The sequence below is a fragment of the Varibaculum cambriense DSM 15806 genome, assembly GCF_000420065.1.
In the GTDB taxonomy this organism is placed as follows: Bacteria; Actinomycetota; Actinomycetes; order Actinomycetales; family Actinomycetaceae; genus Varibaculum; species Varibaculum cambriense.
Genome location: NZ_ATUF01000002.1, coordinates 864,855 through 883,766, shown reverse-complemented (window position 1 = coordinate 883,766; position 18,912 = coordinate 864,855). Strand labels below are relative to the sequence as shown.

Genomic DNA, 18,912 nt, shown 5'->3' with positions numbered 1-18,912 from the left:
AGGAGGAGGGACGGAGGCTGCCCCCTAAATAAAACCCAAGAATACAAAAGTATGAAAAGGCGGCCGGAGACTCTGGTCTCCGGCCGCCTTCCTCTTATTTTTAAAAAGGAAAGAGGTAACTTTTAGTTAGGTGATTACTTAAGTGCCTGTAGACGCTCACGCAGTTTCGCGAGTTCGTCAGAGATGGCCTTAGGAAGCTTGTCACCGAACTGCGAGAAGTACTTCTCGGTGTCTTCGGTTTCGGCCAACCAAGCATCGGGATCGATGGCGAACATCTTGTCCCATTCTTCCCGACCCAGATCGGTGCCTTCCAGGTTGAAGTCCTCGAACTTGGGGTAGTAGCCGGTCGGGCCTTCAATGGCGTCAACCTTGCCGGAGGCGCGGCGCACAATCCAGTCCAGAACGCGAGCGTTATCGCCGTAGCCCGGCCAAATGAAGCTGCCGTCCTCATCCTTACGGAACCAGTTAACCTGGTAAATCCGCGGGAACTTGTCGCCCACCTTCTCTTGCATTTCTAGCCAGTGACCCCAGTAGTCAGCCATGTTGTAGCCGCAGAAGGGCAGCATAGCGAAGGGATCGTGACGTAGCGAGCCCACAGCGCCTTCAGCAGCAGCAGTCTGCTCCGAGGCTACGGACGCACCAATGAACACCCCGTGTGCCGGGGAGTACTGCTCGGCTACCAAGGGAACGTTGGTTGCGCGACGTCCACCAAACAGGATCGCGGTGACCGGAACACCCTCGGGAGCTTCCCAATCGGGGCAAACAATCGGGCACTGCGCAGCCGGAGTGGTGAAACGGGAGTTCGGGTGAGCGGCCTTTTCGCCAGATTCCGGAGTCCAGTCTTTACCATGCCAATCGATCAGGTGATCGGGGGTGTCTCCGTCGATGCCTTCCCACCAGACATCGCCATCGTCAGTCAAAGCTACATTGGTGAAGATGGAGTTTTCCTTCATGGTCTCCATCGCCATCGGGTTGGTATCGTAAGAGGTTCCCGGGGCAACTCCGAAGAATCCGGCCTCGGGGTTAATGGCGCGCAAGGTGCCGTCCTCTCCCGGACGCATCCAGGCAATGTCGTCGCCAACGGTTTCGACTTTGTAGCCGGGGATGGTCGGCTGCAGCATCGCCAGGTTGGTCTTGCCACAGGCAGACGGGAAGGCGGCGGTCACGTGGTACTGCTCACCGGACTTTTCGTCGGTTAGCCGCAGAATCAGCATGTGCTCTGCCATCCAGCCATCGCGGCGAGCCATGGTGGAGGCGATACGCAGGGCGTAGCACTTCTTGCCCAGGAGGGCGTTCCCGCCGTAACCGGAACCGAAGGACCAGATTTCGTTGGTTTCGGGGAAGTGGGTGATGTACTTTTCGTCATTGCAGGGCCAGGCTTCGTCAGTCTCGCCCTCAGCCAGGGGCTTGCCCACGGAGTGAACCGCCGGAACCCAAGGACGTCCCTCGTTAATGAGATCCATCGCCTTGGCACCCATACGGGTCATGATCCGCATATTGCAGACCACGTAGGGAGAGTCGCTCAACTCGATACCCAGCTGAGAAATCGGGCCACCCAGCGGCCCCATGGAGAAGGGGATCACGTACATGGTGCGGCCGGCCATCGCGCCGTCAAACTTTCCATGCAGGGTTTCGCGCATCTGCTTAGGATCTGCCCAGTTGTTGGTGGGGCCAGCGTCCTCTTCTTTTTCGCAGCAAATGAAAGTACGCGATTCTACGCGCGCCACATCGGAGGGTAGCGAGCGAGCCAGGAAGGAATTAGGGCGTTTCTCGGGATTCAAACGAGTGAACATCCCGGTTTCTACCATGAGATCGGTTAGGCGAGTCCATTCTTCTTCGGAACCATCGCAAAACTCAATTGCTTTCGGCTTCGCTAGTTCTGCAACTTTAATTACCCAATCAACGACCTCTTTCGGGGCGTTCTTCGGGGCGGCAGCTAGCACATCTTTCTCGGTCACTGTCATTTATCTCTTGCCTCCTGCGGCACTCGACACGGCAACACACAGTTGCTCTTGCCTTTCTATTGTCCGTCATCCCTGCTACTTTCTCTACCGCGAGGGTCTAAAAGTTCCCATAAATAACTATGACCTGGCTCATATTAAGCGAAACTTTAGGCCGTAGGACACCTTCATGATTGGCTTTTCGGATGGGAAGTAAACTTTGTACCGTCGGTGTAGCCAGTTCTTTACAGTATGATTAAAAGTAGCGGTAAAGCGATATCCGGGTTTACGGCCGCCACTCAAGGAGGTAGCGAGGGTGAAAGGCAAGCGACTTTTAGCTCTGATTCTCCTTCCCTGTGCGCTGCTGCTTTCCGGGTGTGAAGCTCGCACTCAAATGCAGATTTACGAGAACGATACTTATTCGTTTAGTACTCATTTAACGCAGCCTCGAACCGCGCAAGATATTAAATGTAAAGACCAGATTCCAGGGATAGAGGACTACCTAAAAACTGCGCAGGTCGCGATTAAGGATCAATCCACCGATCGGGTTTCAGACTGTACGATTACGGTGAAAGCACAGCATATTTCGCAGGCTAAGAAACCGTTTGTGACCATTAAACATATTGGTGACAGCTACGTGGTTAAACTCGCCCCGGTGCAGAGCCTAGATTTTTTGGATGCCCAAACCGACCAATTTCGTCTGACCATTACGTTCCCCGGTCCGGTGTTGAAAACCGATGCCTATTCCGGGGCAAAAGCTGACGGCAATACCGTCACCTGGACGACTCCCCAAACTCTCGTCAAAGGTTTTGAAGTTCGCGGACAAGACCATCCGGGGATAACTATGAACCAAAAATGGGGAATCGGGTTTTTAGTTATCGTGGTAGCCCTGATAGTGGCGTTGGTGGTCTTCCGTAAACATCCGCGTATCGCCCCCATTTGGGGCAAGCTAGCGCAGGCTGGGAAGATCATCGCTGGTTCCTGCCGCAATTTGTTCCTCCGTATTTTGAGCTACTTGGATTTGGGAGGCTCTTCTTCCGGACGCCGTTCCAAACATTCGCGTAAGCGCCGCGGTAAATAGGCTCTTATTCGCACACTTTTCCCTGTCTTTTCAAAACCGAAAAGACCTGGTCTGCTTTCCCGGTGTAACCATCAGGATGCCAACTTTCAGGAAAATGCTACTTCCTATGACGCGATTCTCTCCCCTCCCCTCCAGGTTTGTCCCCAAGAGTAGCTAGCGTCCCACTATCCTAGGCAAGCAGCTTTTGTATTTGTTTCCCCTGCTCCCTATCACTAAATCTAGGTTTGATTTCGCCAACAAACTGCAGGAGCCGGTCGTGCCAAAAGTTCTACAAATACCTGTGCCCACTAGACAAATACCTGCCCACACAGATTCCACCTGCCTGCTGTGGGAATTTATCCCCGGACAGCTGCAATTTCTGTCCCAGGTACTCGGAGTTGCTGGTATTCGTTTCACCACTCACCTGCCACCTTCTGCCGCTAGCTTAAGTACGATTATTTGCCCTCCTAGCGCCGATTTAAATTGGTTGCCCTTCCCGCTTCCCGTAGTTCACGCAGATTTTTCACCCAACCCGGCTCCTCCGTCTGTAGGTGGCATCTCCCTTCCCGGAGTTGCCCGGCAATCTCCCGGGATTTTTCAGCTTCCTTCCCAGGTAATAGCTTTTCTCTCGCAGGTCGACCAGTACTGTTATCCCGAGCGAGGACGCATCCTCAATGTTTTCGGATTACAGCCAAAAAGCGGCACCTCCACCATTGCTTTCGGATTGGCAAACGGTGCTAAGAACTCCGTTTTTGTGGATGCCAGCTGTTCCCTCCCCGACTCGTTTTCGCGTCGACATTCACCGGAGATGCGCAAACTCGGATTTCCCGCTATTTGTAACTTTTCCTCTCGCGATCTGGAGGCAGACCTGCTGGTTTCTCGCTTACGCGAGATCCTCCCCGTGGTACAAAATACGCGTTTTCTTCAGCTTTACCGCACTAATCCCGACCATATTTCCCATATTTTTTCTTTGTTGGTTCGTGCATTTGCGCTGGTGGTCATCGATTGGGGGCTGCTCGATTCTGTGGAACGCCTAAACGATTTATCTGGGCAAACACTGGTAGTCAGGAATTACCCACAGACAGCGGTTAATCGGCAACTGCTGCTACAACTGCACCGCCAGCGCATACCGATAATAAATAATCGGGTCCCAGCCAGAATTGTTTCCGCTACCAGCGTCAATCAAAGTTTTTCCGTGCCGCATTGTCGGGAACTAAAACGGCTGCAAGATCAAGGCTTGGGTACTTTGTGGCCGAAAAGTTTGCAAATAAACCTGGCACAGCTCCTGCGAAATATTTTGGCGGCTGCGGCATGAACGCTTTTAAAAAATGGCGTCTAGCCCTAACTAGAGGGACAGTCTCGCAGCCGCCAGATTCCCAAATTAACCGGGATCCCCGCCTGCTGGTGGCCTCGGGTACAGCTCCGGCAGAGGTAATCCGCCGGGAAAGCGCGCCGACGGCAGGGACGGCGCAGCTACTGGGAAACTTGGCAGCTATGAACTCTCAATTGAGCGGATTTGGCCCCCATCTTGCTGCCCTATTACAAGATCCACAGGTCACCGATGTTTTGATCAATGGACCGCAGCAAGTGTGGGTCGATAGCGGTCGCGGTCTTTGCAAGACCAAACTAAATTTTGGTTCCCCTGCTAACCTGCGATCCCTAGCAGTCCGGCTCGCTGGAGCTGCGGGAAAACGTCTCGATGATGCGGCACCAATCGCGGATGGAACTCTCCCTGGCGGGATCCGCCTGCACGCGGTATTGCCTCCTTTAGCTAGTCCCTATCCGGTTATTTCTTTGCGATGCCCGCGAGCTAAAGGTCTAAACTTTACCCAATTGGTGGAATCGGGAACCGTATCTACGGCGTTAGCGCCGGTAGTGACGGCGTTAATTTCCCGACGAGCTTCCTGTTTTATTTCCGGGTCAACCGGTTCAGGGAAAACCACACTGCTATCTGCCCTTTTGGAATTGGTGCCCCCAAATCAGCGGATTGTTTGTATCGAGGAAGTCTCCGAGCTTTTCCCTTCCCACCCCCACCTAGTTCATTTGCAAGAACGCAGCGCTAATGTGCAAGGGGTAGGCGCGGTTCCGATGTCTACCCTGGTGCGAGCGGCTATGAGGATGCGTCCAGATCGGATTGTACTGGGAGAATGCCGTGGCTCGGAGGTGCGCGAAGTGCTTTCCGCTATGAACACGGGGCACGAAGGTACCTGGGCTACAGTACACGCCAATGCGGTTACCGAGGTTCCCGCCCGTTTAGTGGCACTGGGAGCGTTGGCATTAATGCCGGAATCTACCGTAGGGGCACAGGTGATAGCCGGGGTAGATGCCTTTTTACAGATTCGCCGTTTAACGGAACAGGGAAGCACGCGACGCTATATCTCCGAGGTCGGGGTGCCTATTTGGGATCATTCCCACCTGGCAGCGCAGCTAGCGCTCAAAGTTACTTCTGCCGGACAGTTACTGCGGGGTGCGGGATACCGAAAACTATCAGAACTGGTAGATATGGATTTGGATCATCTTGCGGAGGTATCTTGAGCTGGAAAACTGCGACCTTAATGGGACTTTTTCTAACATTTGGAGGGCTGCCTTGGCATCTACCTGATCCTCGTCCACTGGAAAACCGCCGCCTGCCTCTGCCGAAAATGGCTGGTTACATCAGGAAATTTGCCGGGTTTTTAAGGCGACGTTTCAAACCTAAACCTCAACTAGCAGCGGCAGTCGTCGAGGTCGCGAGTCGCCTAAATGCCGGTGCTGATCCTGAGTCTGCCTGGGTAAAAAGTTTGCCGCGTAACGGGTTTTCACCTCCGAAAACTGCCAGTTCCACAGACATTCAAGCTGCGATCGAACCATATTTAACATCTTGGGAGCAGGCTGCTTTGACCGGTCTCCTGGCGGCAATCCGTTTTTCCGAGGCAGTCGGTGCGCCCTTATCGGAAGTGTTAACTGGTTGTGCTGATTCCCTTACTGAAGCGGCTAATGCCGCACGCGCCCGGAAACTGGCATTGACAGCCCCGAAGGCTTCCGCCACTATTTTGGGGATCTTACCTTTGGGAGGAATCGCGCTGGGATCCCTGCTAGGAGCCAATCCGCTAAATGCAATATTCGCAGGCGGGTTAGGAACTATCAGCGCCTTTGCCGGCTTGATCGCGCTGTTGACCGGGATGTTTTGGATGTTTCGTTTAGTAGCGCAAGCTGAAAAGGCGTGAAAATGTTTATCTTGGGAATCTGGGTTTTTTGGGGCGCCCTACCCTGGTTTTTGCCCGCGGTTCCCCCACGCAAATCTGGCCGTGAAAATACTGAAGGTAAGGCTATTGATCCGGCAGTAATTCTGGACTTGGCAAGTGCCGGGCTGGCAGGGGGCGCCGCCATTCCGCGAGTCTTAAGCGCTCTGGCAACTGCCACTGGAGAACCTCGTCTGGCAGCGGTTTCGCGCGCGTTGATCTTGGGAGTCGAATGGAACTCCGCTTGGAGTTTGTTGCAACGTGGGGATACCTGTCCCGAGTGGGCGCAGTATCTATCTGCGGCACTCGAACCTGCTTGGAAAGATGGAGTGGCGCCAGAAACACTGTTGAAAGGAGCCGGAGGGCGGGTACGCGCCAGTAAAGACCAACGCGCCCGCCAGGCTGCCCAAAAACTCTCGGTACGGTTAGTTATTCCCTTAGGTATCTGTCAGTTACCGGCATTTATCCTCCTGGGAATAGTGCCGGTAATATTGGCAGGCCTAGAAAACCTTTAGTTGTCCGAATCGGATTTTTCGGTCGCGTTTTCCTGCGGCGCGGCGACTTCATCTAGTTCATCTTCATTGAACGCTAAGCCAGCACTTACCAAAGATTGGTTGCGTTCGCGCGCCACCGCGTCATAATCATAAGCCTGCTTCATTCGGCCTTGGGCGATATCGATAATCAGTCCGAGGACCAGCATAACCAGGGAGGGGATTAGCCAACCCAACCCTAGCGACGCCAACGGAATGGTGGTGTCAATCCAATTCTCCAATACCCCAGCAGCCTTCAAGCCATCAAAGAGACCGAAGATACCTGCTACCCAGACCGATAAACGGTAAGCCCAGAACATGTGACCAGGAATGAAAATATCCAGGATACAGGTAACTACCAGCATGATGGTGATGGGGTAGCAGAACATCATTACCGGAACAATCACGTTCACCAATGCCTCTAACCCTAGGTTAGCGATCGCTAAAGAAATAATCACGTGTAGCACTACCCATACTGGACGCGAAATCTGCGGGAACAATCCCCTAAAGAACTGAGTGGAAGCCTCGACTAGACCAATGGCGGTAGTTAGGCAAGCCAAGATAGCGATGGCGCCCAATACTACCCTGCCGGCAGGTCCAAACAAGTGCTGCGCTGCGAATGCTAGGCCTTCTCCACCGTCCTTAACGTCGGGGTTTAGGCGTCCCACACGTGAACCCACCATCGACAGTCCAAAATAGACCAGCCCGAGGAAGAAAGCGGCGATCACTCCCGAAAGGGCGGTAACTCCGAATAGCTGCCTGCCGGGTTGGAAGCCTTTTTGCCGCAGCGCACGAATAATCACTACCCCGAATACGAAGGAGGCGATGGCATCCAAAGTGCCGTAACCGTCAAAGATACCCTTCAAAGTGGGGGTGGAAGCGTATTTTTCAATCGGATCTGCCTCCGAAGGCGACATAGTAGCCACCGCAGTAATAATGATCACTGCCAACAAGATCAGCAGCGCTGGGGTCAAGATTCCTCCGATGCGATCCAAGACGTTACGCGGATTTAAACACAGGTAACCGGCGATGCCGAAAAATACCAGAGTGTAAATAAATAGTGCCAGGTGCGAGTCCCCCGTGGAGGCCTGGAATGACATCGAAAAAGAAGCGGCAGCGGTACGCGGAATCGCGTATAGCATCCCGGTCGACAAAAAGATCAACCAGCAAAACACTAGCCCTGGGTAGTGGGACATGCGTTCAATAATCCCCAGCACTCCGGAAGAAGAGGTAGCGGCAGCAATCATGCCAGCCATGGGCAGCAGCACGCCGGTAAGCATAAAGCCAATAGTGGCGGGAACTTGTTCAACTCCCGATTCCACCCCAATCATTACCGGAAAAATCAGGTTGCCAGCCCCGAAAAACATGGCGAACAGCGCCAATCCCGTAACCAGCACATTGAGAACACGTGTCTTGCTATTCATTGTGTGAAATCCCCACTCTTATTTTTTTAACTGTTCCAGTTTCGCAAAGACCAGCTGCTATTCAAAAAGAATCTTTCATTCTGGGATACTGGGTTAACATATTTTCAGCAACATGTTTACAATTGCGCCTACTTGGCGTGTTTTTCTGAAGCAGGTGAGGTGAGATGCTTGCAGACCCAAGCGCAACTTTCCCCACTTGATCAGTATTTTCAGACCTTAGCATCCCTACTTTCCCTCACCCCGATCCTGCGTCGGAACCAAATAATTGGGGCAGTTCGGCTGGCGGTAACGGAAATGGAGGATAACGCTTCCTTACCCGCGCCCTATACCTTAGAGCAGCTTTATACCTATCTGGGAGATCCTCAACAGGTGGTAGCTATCGCCGATGCGGATATGACAGTGATTAAAGCTGGAAATGGGGCACAAGTGATTCAAGCGGCAGCAGCTGCCGAAAATACCGCAGCCCCCTGGGGAAAGGCCGCCGCCCGGGTTCGCCTGGAGGACGCTCGCCTGCTGCGTAAATATGGTGAATTGGTGGGATGGGGAGAAACTGTGCCTGCTGCGCCCGTAAGATCAGATTTTTTGGACAGTAAAATCGAGTCGCTAATCAGCTCCGAACGCATCCGGCATAACTTCCTGTCCTATTTCTTACCGATTGCGTTTGGGATAGCGTGCAGCTCTACTGCCCTGCTGATTCCTCTCGGGTTCTTCCTGGGAATCTTCGCTTTAGTACTGCTGTTTTATCTTTGGCGCAAGAAAGTTACTCCCCTCTGGCCCCGCATATTCTGCGCTTTAGCGAGCTTATTTGCGATTGTCTGTACCGTGGTCGCCACCCTCCGGCTGCTGGGTTACAACTCTTAAGCAAGCGCGGCCTCCGCAAGTTTGGGTTGGTACCGGGCAAGCGACAATAAAACTCTTAGTTACGAGGACGCACTAGCGGCACCACCTCGTTGAAGCCGCTAAGATTGATCGCTAGTTTTCTGCGGCTTTTTCCCGCCGCACTGCTGCTACTTCGAATAGGGCAATCCCCGTGGCGACCGCGGCATTTAAAGATTCCACCTCGGAGGAAATCTCGATTCGAGTAAGCAGATCACAGTTTTCCTTCACCAAGCGGGAGATACCCTCGCCCTCAGCTCCGGTAACTAGCGCTAAAGGACCATCTGCCAAACCGGATTCGCGCACCGAGGAGGTACCGCCGCCGTCTAGTCCCAGCACGAAACAGCCTTGTTCTTTGCACTGCTTAATCGCGTTTACCAGATTAGACACTCGGGCAATCGGCAGGCGCGCGGCAGCTCCCGCAGAAGCTTTCCAGGCAGTTACATTCATCGAGGCGCTACGCCTACCGGGAATCACTACCCCGCTAGCCCCAAAGGCAGCGGAACTGCGCACAATCGCCCCCAGATTATGGGGGTCGGTTACCCCATCTAGCATCACGATCAGTGGCTTGGTGTTATTTTTTTCGGCATTTTCAAATAGCTCAGCGAGATCGGTGTACTCAAACTCAGGCACCTCCAGGGCGACGCCTTGATGGACTGCACCCTCGGTAGCTAAATCTAGGTCGGAGCGCGGGACTTCCACTATGGGGGCCCCTTGCGCACTGGCTTTGCTCAGCAGCAGGGAAAGTTTCTTATTAGCCGCCAGGTTACCTGCCACGAACACCCGGGTAACCGGGATATCAGATTGCAGGGCCTCCAATACCGGGTTACGTCCGGCAATCAGTTGATGCCCGCGCCGCACCTGGATCAGGGAACGTTTGGCACGCGCTTTGCGTTGGGCTGCTTGGGTTTCTTCCCGCCGCTCTTTCTGAATCCGAGCGCGATAAGCTGCGTGATAGGGACGATTTTCCGCTTTCGGGGTCGGTCCTTTCGCCCGCAAGCCGCGTTTATTGCCCCCACTACCCTTAGGAGCACCCTTCTTATCGGTACGCTTCATTCTGCCGTGGTGATCTCCGCGAACTGCCATCTCAACCCCTAACCTAAATGCCAAGTGGAGCCGCTGGCTCCATCCTCAATAACTATCCCGGCCGCGCTTAAGCGGTCGCGTATCCCGTCCGCGCGCGCCCAATCCTTTTCTTTACGTGCTTGAACCCGCTGTTCCAGCTGGTCAGCAACCAGCTTTTCCAAGGCAGCGGCGGCGGCAGAATCGTTACCAATGTCCGCTTCCCGCCATTGCGCCGAGAGAGGGTCAAGCCCCAATATCTCTAGCATGGCACGAATCTGGATCGCTACCTGCGCGCCCTCGTCATTTTTTCCGCTTTCAAAAGCGGTATTTGCCTGCTTGATTTTCTCGTGTACCACCGCTTGAGCGGCCGCGATATTAAGATCGTCATCCATGGCTTCACAAAAAGCTTCCGGCAGGGAGACCTCTGCTAGCTCCTGGGCGCTGGCCTGAGCGATCTCGGGAGCCGCCTGGGCAAAACGCGCCAGGGAACTGGAAAATTTATTCCAAGTTTCGCCGGCCTGCTCCAGGGTTTCCGGGGAATATTCCACGGTCGAACGGTAGTGGGTAGTTCCCAGCGCCAGCCGTAACACCGCTGCCGGGGTAGTTTTCAAAATTTCGGAAACCACCAGGGAGTTGCCGAGCGATTTCGACATTTTTTCACCCTTAATAGTTACCCAGGCGTTATGCATCCAGTATTTAGCGAAGGGCCAACCAGCACCATGGGATTGCGCCTGTTCATTTTCGTGATGCGGGAATCGCAGATCGATTCCGCCACCGTGAATATCAAAGGCCTCGCCCAGGTAGCGCCGGGACATTGCCGAACACTCTAGATGCCAGCCGGGACGCCCTTTACCCCAGGGCGAATCCCACTTGGCGGTTTCGGGTTCGCTTTCTTTTGCGGCTTTCCAGAGGGCGAAGTCGCGCGGGTCGCGTTTGCCCGCCTCAATCTGGCTATCGATTTGGCTTTCGTCCTCGGTCGTGCGCATATCAGAAAGCTTTTGCCGGGTCAGCGAGCCATAATCCTTTAGCGATTTAACATCGAAATAGACATTACCGTTACCGTCACTATAGGCGTGACCAGCATCTATTAGCCGCTGAGTGAGGGCGATTTGTTCGGGAATTTGCCCGGTGGCGCGCGGTTCATAGGTGGGAGGCAACACTCCCAGAGCGCGATAGGCGGCGGCAAACTCTTGCTCGAAACGATAGGCCCAAGCCCACCAGTCCCAGCCGGCCTCCGCGGATTTATTCAAGATCTTGTCGTCAATATCGGTCACGTTACGCACATAGGTAACCTGATAACCACTGCGGCGCAGCCACCGGATCAGCACATCAAAAGCGATTGCCGAACGCACATGTCCAATGTGGGGAGACCCTTGCACGGTAGCTCCACATAGGTAAATCCCTACGTGTCCGGCTTTCACCGGCTCAAAGTCCACGATGCAGTGACGGGCAGAATCATAAATGCCAAGGCTCATGTTCCCATGCTATCGGCAAGCACCCTTTTGCCCGAAGTTTCCGCAGTTTTAGACTCCCGCGTCTGCTTTTTGAGGACAGTGGAATTTTTCAGGAAAAGCTGCGCAGCTACCGCCGAGAGCGCAAGACGGATAAACTCAGATAGTAAGAGTGCAAACGCTGCCGAGTAAATCTCGCCGGCGGCCTTGCAAAAATCCTTATTCGAGAGGAATAGTTCATGCCCGCACTGATTGTTGTCGGAGCCCAATGGGGAGACGAAGGAAAGGGTAAAGTCACCGACCTAGTTGGCCAGAGCGTTGACTGGGTGGTGAAGTTTAATGGCGGCAATAATGCTGGTCACACCATTGTAGTGGGCGATCAAAAGTTTGGTTTGCACCTGATTCCTGCCGGCATCCTCTCCCCCACGGTAACTCCAGTCATCGGTAACGGAGTGGTTGTTGACCTGGAAGTCATGTTCGCGGAAATCCAGATGCTCGAGGAAGCTGGGGTCGACTGTTCCCGACTAAAGGTTTCCCTCAACGCTCATATCATTCCGCCCTATAACAAGGTGATGGATGGACTGGCAGAGCGGTCTTTGGGCGAACGCAAGATTGGTACTACCGGTCGCGGGATTGGACCTACCTATGCGGATAAGATGAACCGGATTGGCCTGCGCATCCAGGATCTCTTTGACGAATCAATCTTGCGGCAGAAAGTTCGCTCCGCTCTGTCGGGTAAGAACTTTGTGATTGAAAAACAGTTCTCCGAAGAACCTATTGACCCGGAGACTATTTCTGATCAGTTGCTTTCTTATGCCGATAAAGTACGCCCCATGGTTTTTGACTGCACCACCGAGCTGAACCTGGCCTTAGATCGTGGAGAAACCATCCTCTTAGAGGGCGGTCAGGCCACTATGCTCGATATTGACCATGGGACCTATCCCTTCGTGACCTCCTCGTCTTGTACCGCAGGAGGCGCCTGCTCCGGATCCGGAATCGGACCGACTCGTATCGACCGAGTTATCGGGATTGCGAAGGCTTACACCACTCGCGTAGGGGAAGGCCCCTTCCCCACCGAACTTTTTGGTAAAGAGGGCGAGGACTTGCGTCAGGCGGGTGGAGAGTTCGGAGTAACTACCGGACGTCCGCGGCGTACCGGCTGGTTTGATTCCGTAGTTGCTCGTTACGCCGCTCGGGTCAATGGCCTCACCGATTTGGTGATTACCAAGCTGGACGTACTTTCGAAATACGATGAAATTCCGGTTTGCGTCGCCTATGACGTTGATGGTCAGCGTTTCGAGGAGCTCCCTGCCGATCAGACTGCTTTCCATCATGCCCAGCCGATTTACGAGATGCTACCTGGTTGGAAAGAAGATATCACCGGCTGTGAGACCTTCGCAGATCTACCGACCAAGGCACAGGAATACATTCACCGCCTAGAGGAACTTTCCGGCCGCCGCATTAGTGTAGTGGGAGTGGGAGCGGATCGCGCCGCTACTATCGTGCGTCATCAGCTACTGGACTAGCATTTCTGCCACTAACTTAACTGCTTACCACGCGCCACTATTTTTTAGTTGCGCGGCGCGGTCTCCCGCGAAATCTGCTCTCATAATCTATCGTGGCTGTTGTATAGACTACGCGATTTCGTTGGAGGTCAGATGAGCAAGAACGAGCCGGATAACGACTTCACCACCCGAACTTGGTTCGTAGGAGAAGAAGGCGAAGAAGAGCAGGCTCCCGAAGATACTTTGATCCCCGGCGAGCATCACGCTGCTTCCCACTCTGGTAACGACTCCCTGATAGCGGGGGACGGCCTCAGCTCGGAGACAGCTTCAGCAAACCAAGAAAATCTGCCTGCACAGCAGCTAGAGCATACCGATAGCATGATTGCGGGTACCGCGGAAAGCCAGGAAGCGGACGCTATTGACGAGGACGAGTCAGCAGAAATACTTCCGTCTTCGACAGCTGCGGAAGACGCTATTGACTCCCCTTCCCCAGCTCCCGAACGTAAGTCACTGATCGCACGTAATCGCGAGGTCGACGATGATAATTCCGAGGTGGAGCCTGTTCCTCCTAGCGAAGTGGAAAGCACCGCTGACCGGCGTTATTCTTTGCTGAACAGCTCCGACGAGCCAACCGAGCCAGTCGCAGAGGAGGCGCCCCACTGGGATTCGGTAGAGGAAACCGAACCGGAGGAATTGTTAACCACTGCTGAGCGGCAAAAGAGTTTTGAAGATACTATTTTTGACGGCGCCACGGTCAAGCCTACAGTTCCCTCGCGGGCAGCAGCGCATATCTGGTCGCTATTGCTGTTTTTAGTGCTGGTTCCGATTACCTGGTACCTAATTCTGGATGTCGCCACCCGTTTGCGTACCCGCGGTGGAGATGTTTTGCTACCCGCCTCCAGTTTGAATGCCGGTCAATGGGTTGAAGTTGTAGTGGCGATCATCATGGTCTTCCTACTGGCGCTGATAGCCCGGTTCTCTTCTTTGGGTGCTTTCATTACTGGCTTGGCCTTGACAGTAGGGGGAGCGTTCTTCTTGGCAGTTCCGGAACAAACTGCCAACGGTTTGCAGCCGTTACTAACCGCCCTGGATAATGCTGGCCAGCAAAATCACTTCTATCAGGCACTTCCTTCCAATATCGCGCATCACTTGGCTTGGTCAGGCGGATCGGGAATGCTGCTAATGGCGGGTTTGATCCTGCTGGCAATGGCCTTCCTGTCACACAGTGCGCGCCGCGCGGGACGCAAAGATTATCTGATTGAGCGCAAGGTGAAAGCAGCGGAAGATAGCAGTTCGCAGCAAGACTAGAGTTTCACCTTGGCGCCACCTTGGTTTCCCTCAAGATCAGCGCTGGCTAAGCAATCCCGGGGAAGACAACCATATCTAGGTGTCAAAACTGGTTCTGGTTTTAAAGATTAACCCTGGTTCCCTTCATGTTTTACCAAACGTTGGGGGCGGCAACCATAAAGATTGCCGCCCCCAAAACCTTGTTAAGCGTCAGTTTTTAGGTATTTTTCCCCAATCCTAGCGGGCGCGTCGCGCCAAACGATCAATATCAATCAAGGTGACTGCGCGTCCCTCCAGACGAATCCAATTGCGGTTCACAAACTCGGCCAAGGACTTGTTCACAGTTTCCCGCGATGCCCCCACCAGCTGAGCTAACTCTTCTTGAGTGAGGTCGTGAGGAACGTGAATCCCGTCCTCGGTGCGAATCCCGAAACGGTCTGCCAGATCCAGGAGCGCCTTGGCTACCCTGCCGGGCACATCCGAGAACACCAGGTCAGCTAGAGCCTCATTGGTGCGACGCAGGCGCTTTGCCAGCGCTTTGAGCATATGTTTCGCTAACGAGGGGTTGTCCTCTAGGAAAACCATCAGGTCACTATGGTTTAGGAACACCAAGCGAGCGGGAGAAACCGCGGTAGCAGTAGTAGAACGCTGCCCGGGGTCAAACAAGGTTAGCTCTCCCAGGATTTCCCCGGGTCCTAACACCGCCAGCAGGTTCTCGCGGCCATCTACGGACTGATGCGATAGTTTTATTTTGCCCTCGGCCACGATATACAAGCGGTCACCATCATCGCCCTCTTCAAATAGGTTTTCCCCGCGGCGCAAGGTGGTTTGCCCCATCATTGAGAACAGGCGCATCTGCGCTTCCTGATCGAGTCCCTCAAACAGGGGGACTCTAGCTAAAAAGGACGAATCCAAGCTAATCACTCCTTACAAAAATCTAGACAGACGGCGAACCATAGACACCGATTCCACATTACTCGTTTGTTGTGACTTATGCCACCCGAGAGTCTGAGTGTGGTAACTACTTTACTCCGCTAGCAATGAGCTGGCTTAGAACTGGGACTTCTGTCCGGAAGTAACCAGCTTTTAAGCAAGGCGAAACTAACTATTTTTCAGTAGCTTGCCGCTGGATCCATTCCGCTAGTTCCATCCGCTTGCCGGTATAGAAGGGCGTATCCTGGCGAACATGCAGGCGTGCTTCACAATCGCGCTGCTGACGCAGCACTCCCATTACCCGGTTAATATCATCGGACTCTAGGGTCACTGACCACTCGTAATCATTAAGCGCGAAAGTAGCCAAGGTCGAAACCGCTACATCCAGGTAGCCGGCCCCATTGCGTCCATGCTCGGCAAGCATGGCGCTGCGCTTAGCCTTCGGCAGGTAATACCACTCGAGGGAACGCACGAAGGGGTAAACCGCCGCATAAGCGCGCGGCGCCCAACCCCCGAAACAGGCCGGCAGGTGGGGCTTATTGAATTCGGCGGTCATATGAGCGCTCATAATGGACCACACCGGTACCAGGTGGGCTCCTAGCCGCGAGTTCAATACCGCATGGTAGGCATCTTGCAGCTTGTCATTGGATTCATCCAGGAACCAGAACATCAGGTCAGCGTCGGCGCGGTAGCCAGCAACGTCATACCAGCCGCGTACAGTTACCCCCAATTCGGAGATGGTTTCCTCTAGTTCGCGCGCCATGGCGGCTCGCTCGGCTTCTTCGGCAGGTAGCGGCAAGGCTAGTTCGAAAACCGCGTGCATAGAAAAGTTGTTGCGGGCATTTACTTCGTCAGGATCCACCTTATGATCGCGAGGATCGGGGGACACATCATTGGGCATCGGGTGAGCCATTATTTTCTCCTTTGGCTTGCTAATTTTGTTTTATTTCAAACTCAACGGGTAGGTCAGCTCCGTGCTTGCTGACCCGGGAATCTCCTGGCGGAGCCCAAGCCGGCCACCCGGGCTCCAGGGCATCTGGGGTATAGACCACCTCGTCTCCTGCCTTTTCCTGGGCGCGCTCGGTCACCAAATCTGCGAGCGTCCCTATAAAATCGGGATCAGTGCCGACCGTAGGCACGCGTAAATAGTTAAGCCCCAGCTGGGCTGCGGTTTCCTTGGCCTCGGTATCCAGGTCATAAACCACTTCCATATGATCACAGATAAACCCGATAGGTACGCAGACTACGTCCGTTACCCCCTCAGCTTTTAGCTGCGTCAGCCGGTCATTAATATCCGGCTCTAGCCAGGGCATTTGGGGCGGCCCCGAGCGGGAGCAAAAGGACAAATCCCAAGGTAGCTCGCGCCCTAGTTCTTTACTGGCTCGCGCTGCCACCTCGGCACATACTTGCTGGTGCTGCCTTTGATAATCAGGGCGAGAGTGATCGGCAGGGCCGGAGCATTCCTGCATGGCGCGAGGAATCGAGTGGGTCACAAACGCTACGTAAGGAATCCGTCCAGTATTTTCTTCCATGGTGCGCACTGCTTTTACCAGGCGTTTCGTATAGGCGCTCACGAAACCTTCGGTAGTGTAGTAGGCCCGCACTTTGTCCAGTTCCAGCGATAAGTCCTGGACTTGTAGCTGGGCTTTTGCAGCTGCTAAGTCTTCCCGATACTGTCGGCATCCCGAATAGCAAACATAGGCGGAGGTAAAAATACACAGCACCCGGGTAAGTCCCCGCATCGCCAGGTCACAGAGGGTGTCGTGAATAAAGGGATGCCAATTGCGGTTCCCGATTACGACTTCGATTTCGTCTCCGCGCCGGCTGAGTTCTAGCTCGAGGGCGCGACGGATTTCCAGGTTACGCGCATTTATGGGGCTGATTCCGTGGAAACGTCCGTAGTGGGTGGAGACCTGTTTTAGGCGTTCGTCGGGAACTCCCCGCCCAGAGGTCGCGTTGCGCATAAACGGCAACACATCCTCCATTTGTCGCGGCCCGCCATAACTGACCAGCATCACCGCATCGTATTGGGAAAGAACCTGACTCACTGTCCCTCCTCGTCGGGGGTTTCCTGTTTTAAATCATCTACGCTCAAGCCGGTTACCGGGCAAACTTGCGATTTATCTGGTTGAGCTTGCGGCGCATCCAGATCCAATCCCCACACCTGCTGGAGGGCGTTTACGTATTGCCGCCCCATCCCCTCGCGGCCGGCGCGGTGGGCATTGATAGTAGGGATATGTGCCAGGCGCGCCGCCAGGTGACGCAGCGCGTATTCAACGTCTTCGCGAGGAATGGTCTCCCCCTTCGGTAGATGCGCAACTTCATCGGCTAATACTTCGCGGAAGGTGTCGCGCAACGCTACCACTACCGAATCCATTTGGCGGTCGGCTAGCAGGGCTTCGGCTTCTTCTACACCCTCGGCCACAATTTCTTCTGCTCGCTTAACCTGCGCTTTTCCTGCTTCCGGTACCTGGGCGCTGATTTCTTCTAGGTTGATTACTCGTACCCGTTCTAATTCGGCGACCCCGTCCTCAATATCGGTTTGCAACGCTAGATCGAGAATAGTTTTTTCACCACTAGAGAGCGCTAAAGCCCGCTGCACTTCCTCTTTAGTGAGCACCGGAGACCCCATGCCCCGACAGGTAACAATCAAAGTGGCAGCTTCTAACGCCGCCACCAGCTGATCCTTGGCTACCGGTTGCAAGTCGTGGCCGTAAGCGAAACGTTCAGCCCGTCCAGAAGTGGAATAAACCGCGATATCTTGGACGCCTTTGGCACGCAGCGCCGCCACTGCTGCTCCCGCATAGGAACCGGTACCAATCAAAAGCGTGGGGGTGCCCGCCAGCGGATTTATTCTTTCCGTCACTATTTCGAGGCCGCAGGCCACTACTGAACGCCCCTGGGAGGCAATCCCGGTTAGCTGCGCGATCCGGCGGGAGGTAGTGAGCGCACCTTGACAAGCGCGGGTAATGGTGGCGGAGGCTATCCGCTCTTGGGTGGCCACCCGCAGGGCGCGGCGCAGCTGCCCGGAGATTTCCCGCTCCCCCACCACCATAGAGTCCAGCCCGCAGGCCACTCGAAATAGGTGTTCCAATACCTGGCGGTCACGGCGAATTTCGCAGACAGTGCCCAGCCGGGATTGAATATAACCATCTACCGCGGTTAGCTGCTCCTCGGAAATTGCCGGGGCAGTTTCAATAACGATCTCTACCCGGTTACAGGTTGAAAGCGGAAGCACTCCCAATACTTCGGGCAAACGTTGTAAGAGATCTTCAGGCAGGCCCTCGGTGGTACTAGCAGCTGCCGCCACAGCGCTAAGCCCGTGCCGGAGATGATGTACTGAATAGGAGGAAAGACCCACGGCCTCATTAGACCATTTTTTTATTTTTTGAAAAGCATCCGCCGGTTTTTCTCTTATCCGCGCCCCAATTTTTTCTATTCTCCCATTACAGAGCGTTGCCAAAGAAAAATAATCTGCCAACATGTCACCAAGAATCCCGGTATTAGACAACAGACAGATGCGGAAAATGTGTCAGAAAAATATTTACGCTGGTTTCTTGCCTGCGAGAGGTAGCCTGTCATCCGCTCTTCGCTGCACTTGCTTGCGCCTGCCAAAAATG

16 protein-coding genes are annotated in these 18,912 nt (G+C 54.2%); 8 read left to right on the top strand and 8 right to left on the bottom strand.

Annotated features, from left to right (window positions below):
* Nucleotides 1-134: 134 nt before the first annotated feature.
* Complete coding sequence (locus F605_RS0103920; protein ID WP_022864606.1) at nucleotides 135-1,964, bottom strand: phosphoenolpyruvate carboxykinase (GTP); 1,830 nt, start codon at nucleotides 1,962-1,964, stop codon at nucleotides 135-137.
* Nucleotides 1,965-2,256: 292 nt separating this feature from the next.
* Here F605_RS0103920 and F605_RS0103915 point away from each other — a divergent pair, with 292 nt between their 5' ends.
* From F605_RS0103915 to F605_RS0103895, 5 genes are all read left to right on the top strand, one after another.
* Entirely contained in the window at nucleotides 2,257-3,021 is a 765-nt protein-coding gene (locus F605_RS0103915) for an LppM family (lipo)protein (protein ID WP_022864605.1), read from the top strand.
* A 256-nt stretch (nucleotides 3,022-3,277) separates the two neighbouring features.
* Nucleotides 3,278-4,315, top strand: coding sequence for a hypothetical protein (locus F605_RS0103910; RefSeq protein WP_156005250.1), 1,038 nt, complete (start codon nucleotides 3,278-3,280; stop codon nucleotides 4,313-4,315).
* Nucleotides 4,312-5,535, top strand: a complete 1,224-nt coding sequence (locus tag F605_RS0103905) for a TadA family conjugal transfer-associated ATPase (RefSeq protein WP_022864603.1) — start codon at nucleotides 4,312-4,314, stop codon at nucleotides 5,533-5,535. Before F605_RS0103910 ends, F605_RS0103905 begins: the two co-directional genes overlap by 4 nt.
* A gap of 20 nt (nucleotides 5,536-5,555) precedes the next feature.
* On the top strand, nucleotides 5,556-6,206 hold the full coding sequence (locus F605_RS0103900; RefSeq protein ID WP_022864602.1) for a type II secretion system F family protein: 651 nt from the start codon (nucleotides 5,556-5,558) through the stop codon (nucleotides 6,204-6,206).
* Nucleotides 6,207-6,208: 2 nt separating this feature from the next.
* Nucleotides 6,209-6,736, top strand: a complete 528-nt coding sequence (locus F605_RS0103895; RefSeq protein WP_040765060.1) for a hypothetical protein — start codon at nucleotides 6,209-6,211, stop codon at nucleotides 6,734-6,736.
* Here F605_RS0103895 and brnQ read toward each other — a convergent pair.
* Nucleotides 6,733-8,175: a branched-chain amino acid transport system II carrier protein gene (gene brnQ, locus F605_RS09765; protein WP_022864600.1), complete on the bottom strand. Its 1,443-nt coding sequence runs from the start codon at nucleotides 8,173-8,175 to the stop codon at nucleotides 6,733-6,735. The genes F605_RS0103895 and brnQ overlap by 4 nt on opposite strands.
* A gap of 168 nt (nucleotides 8,176-8,343) precedes the next feature.
* On the opposite strand from brnQ, the gene F605_RS0103885 reads away from it, so the two are divergent.
* Nucleotides 8,344-9,036 carry a hypothetical protein gene (locus F605_RS0103885; RefSeq protein WP_022864599.1) on the top strand — a complete coding sequence of 231 codons (693 nt, stop codon included), beginning with the start codon at nucleotides 8,344-8,346 and terminating at the stop codon, nucleotides 9,034-9,036.
* Between the two features lie 111 nt (nucleotides 9,037-9,147).
* Here F605_RS0103885 and rlmB read toward each other — a convergent pair whose 3' ends face one another.
* Both rlmB and cysS read right to left on the bottom strand, forming a co-directional pair.
* Nucleotides 9,148-10,137: a 23S rRNA (guanosine(2251)-2'-O)-methyltransferase RlmB gene (gene rlmB, locus F605_RS0103880; RefSeq protein ID WP_022864598.1), complete on the bottom strand. Its 990-nt coding sequence runs from the start codon at nucleotides 10,135-10,137 to the stop codon at nucleotides 9,148-9,150.
* A gap of 8 nt (nucleotides 10,138-10,145) precedes the next feature.
* Nucleotides 10,146-11,591: a cysteine--tRNA ligase gene (cysS, locus tag F605_RS0103875; protein ID WP_022864597.1), complete on the bottom strand. Its 1,446-nt coding sequence runs from the start codon at nucleotides 11,589-11,591 to the stop codon at nucleotides 10,146-10,148.
* A 215-nt stretch (nucleotides 11,592-11,806) separates the two neighbouring features.
* On the opposite strand from cysS, the gene F605_RS0103865 reads away from it, so the two are divergent.
* Both F605_RS0103865 and F605_RS10980 read left to right on the top strand, forming a co-directional pair.
* Complete coding sequence (locus F605_RS0103865) at nucleotides 11,807-13,093, top strand: adenylosuccinate synthase (protein ID WP_022864595.1); 1,287 nt, start codon at nucleotides 11,807-11,809, stop codon at nucleotides 13,091-13,093.
* A 132-nt stretch (nucleotides 13,094-13,225) separates the two neighbouring features.
* Entirely contained in the window at nucleotides 13,226-14,380 is a 1,155-nt protein-coding gene (locus F605_RS10980; RefSeq protein WP_022864594.1) for a cytochrome b/b6 domain-containing protein, read from the top strand.
* A 216-nt stretch (nucleotides 14,381-14,596) separates the two neighbouring features.
* Here F605_RS10980 and F605_RS0103855 read toward each other — a convergent pair whose 3' ends face one another.
* From F605_RS0103855 to F605_RS0103840, 4 genes are all read right to left on the bottom strand, one after another.
* On the bottom strand, nucleotides 14,597-15,214 hold the full coding sequence (locus F605_RS0103855) for a Crp/Fnr family transcriptional regulator (protein ID WP_081639108.1): 618 nt from the start codon (nucleotides 15,212-15,214) through the stop codon (nucleotides 14,597-14,599).
* Nucleotides 15,215-15,464: 250 nt separating this feature from the next.
* Complete coding sequence (hemQ, locus tag F605_RS0103850) at nucleotides 15,465-16,205, bottom strand: hydrogen peroxide-dependent heme synthase (RefSeq protein WP_022864592.1); 741 nt, start codon at nucleotides 16,203-16,205, stop codon at nucleotides 15,465-15,467.
* Between the two features lie 19 nt (nucleotides 16,206-16,224).
* Complete coding sequence (locus tag F605_RS09755) at nucleotides 16,225-17,340, bottom strand: ferrochelatase (protein ID WP_022864591.1); 1,116 nt, start codon at nucleotides 17,338-17,340, stop codon at nucleotides 16,225-16,227.
* A complete protein-coding gene (locus tag F605_RS0103840; protein WP_022864590.1) occupies nucleotides 17,337-18,776 on the bottom strand; it encodes a glutamyl-tRNA reductase in 1,440 nt (479 codons plus the stop codon). The genes F605_RS09755 and F605_RS0103840 overlap by 4 nt, the downstream gene beginning before the upstream one ends.
* Between the last annotated feature and the right edge of the window lie 136 nt (nucleotides 18,777-18,912).

Bases quoted from the DNA above. Each gene is read 5' to 3' on its own strand.
- F605_RS0103840 (WP_022864590.1), bottom strand. From the start codon at position 18,776: ATGTTGGCAGATTATTTTTCTTTGGCAACGCTCTGTAATGGGAGAATA.
- F605_RS0103900 (WP_022864602.1), top strand. From the start codon at position 5,556: ATGGGACTTTTTCTAACATTTGGAGGGCTGCCTTGGCATCTACCTGAT.
- cysS (WP_022864597.1), bottom strand. From the start codon at position 11,591: ATGAGCCTTGGCATTTATGATTCTGCCCGTCACTGCATCGTGGACTTT.
- rlmB (WP_022864598.1), bottom strand. From the start codon at position 10,137: ATGGCAGTTCGCGGAGATCACCACGGCAGAATGAAGCGTACCGATAAG.
- brnQ (WP_022864600.1), bottom strand. From the start codon at position 8,175: ATGAATAGCAAGACACGTGTTCTCAATGTGCTGGTTACGGGATTGGCG.
- F605_RS0103895 (WP_040765060.1), top strand. From the start codon at position 6,209: ATGTTTATCTTGGGAATCTGGGTTTTTTGGGGCGCCCTACCCTGGTTT.
- hemQ (WP_022864592.1), bottom strand. From the start codon at position 16,205: ATGGCTCACCCGATGCCCAATGATGTGTCCCCCGATCCTCGCGATCAT.
- F605_RS10980 (WP_022864594.1), top strand. From the start codon at position 13,226: ATGAGCAAGAACGAGCCGGATAACGACTTCACCACCCGAACTTGGTTC.
- F605_RS0103865 (WP_022864595.1), top strand. From the start codon at position 11,807: ATGCCCGCACTGATTGTTGTCGGAGCCCAATGGGGAGACGAAGGAAAG.
- F605_RS0103855 (WP_081639108.1), bottom strand. From the start codon at position 15,214: ATGCGCCTGTTCTCAATGATGGGGCAAACCACCTTGCGCCGCGGGGAA.
- F605_RS0103920 (WP_022864606.1), bottom strand. From the start codon at position 1,964: ATGACAGTGACCGAGAAAGATGTGCTAGCTGCCGCCCCGAAGAACGCC.
- F605_RS0103905 (WP_022864603.1), top strand. From the start codon at position 4,312: ATGAACGCTTTTAAAAAATGGCGTCTAGCCCTAACTAGAGGGACAGTC.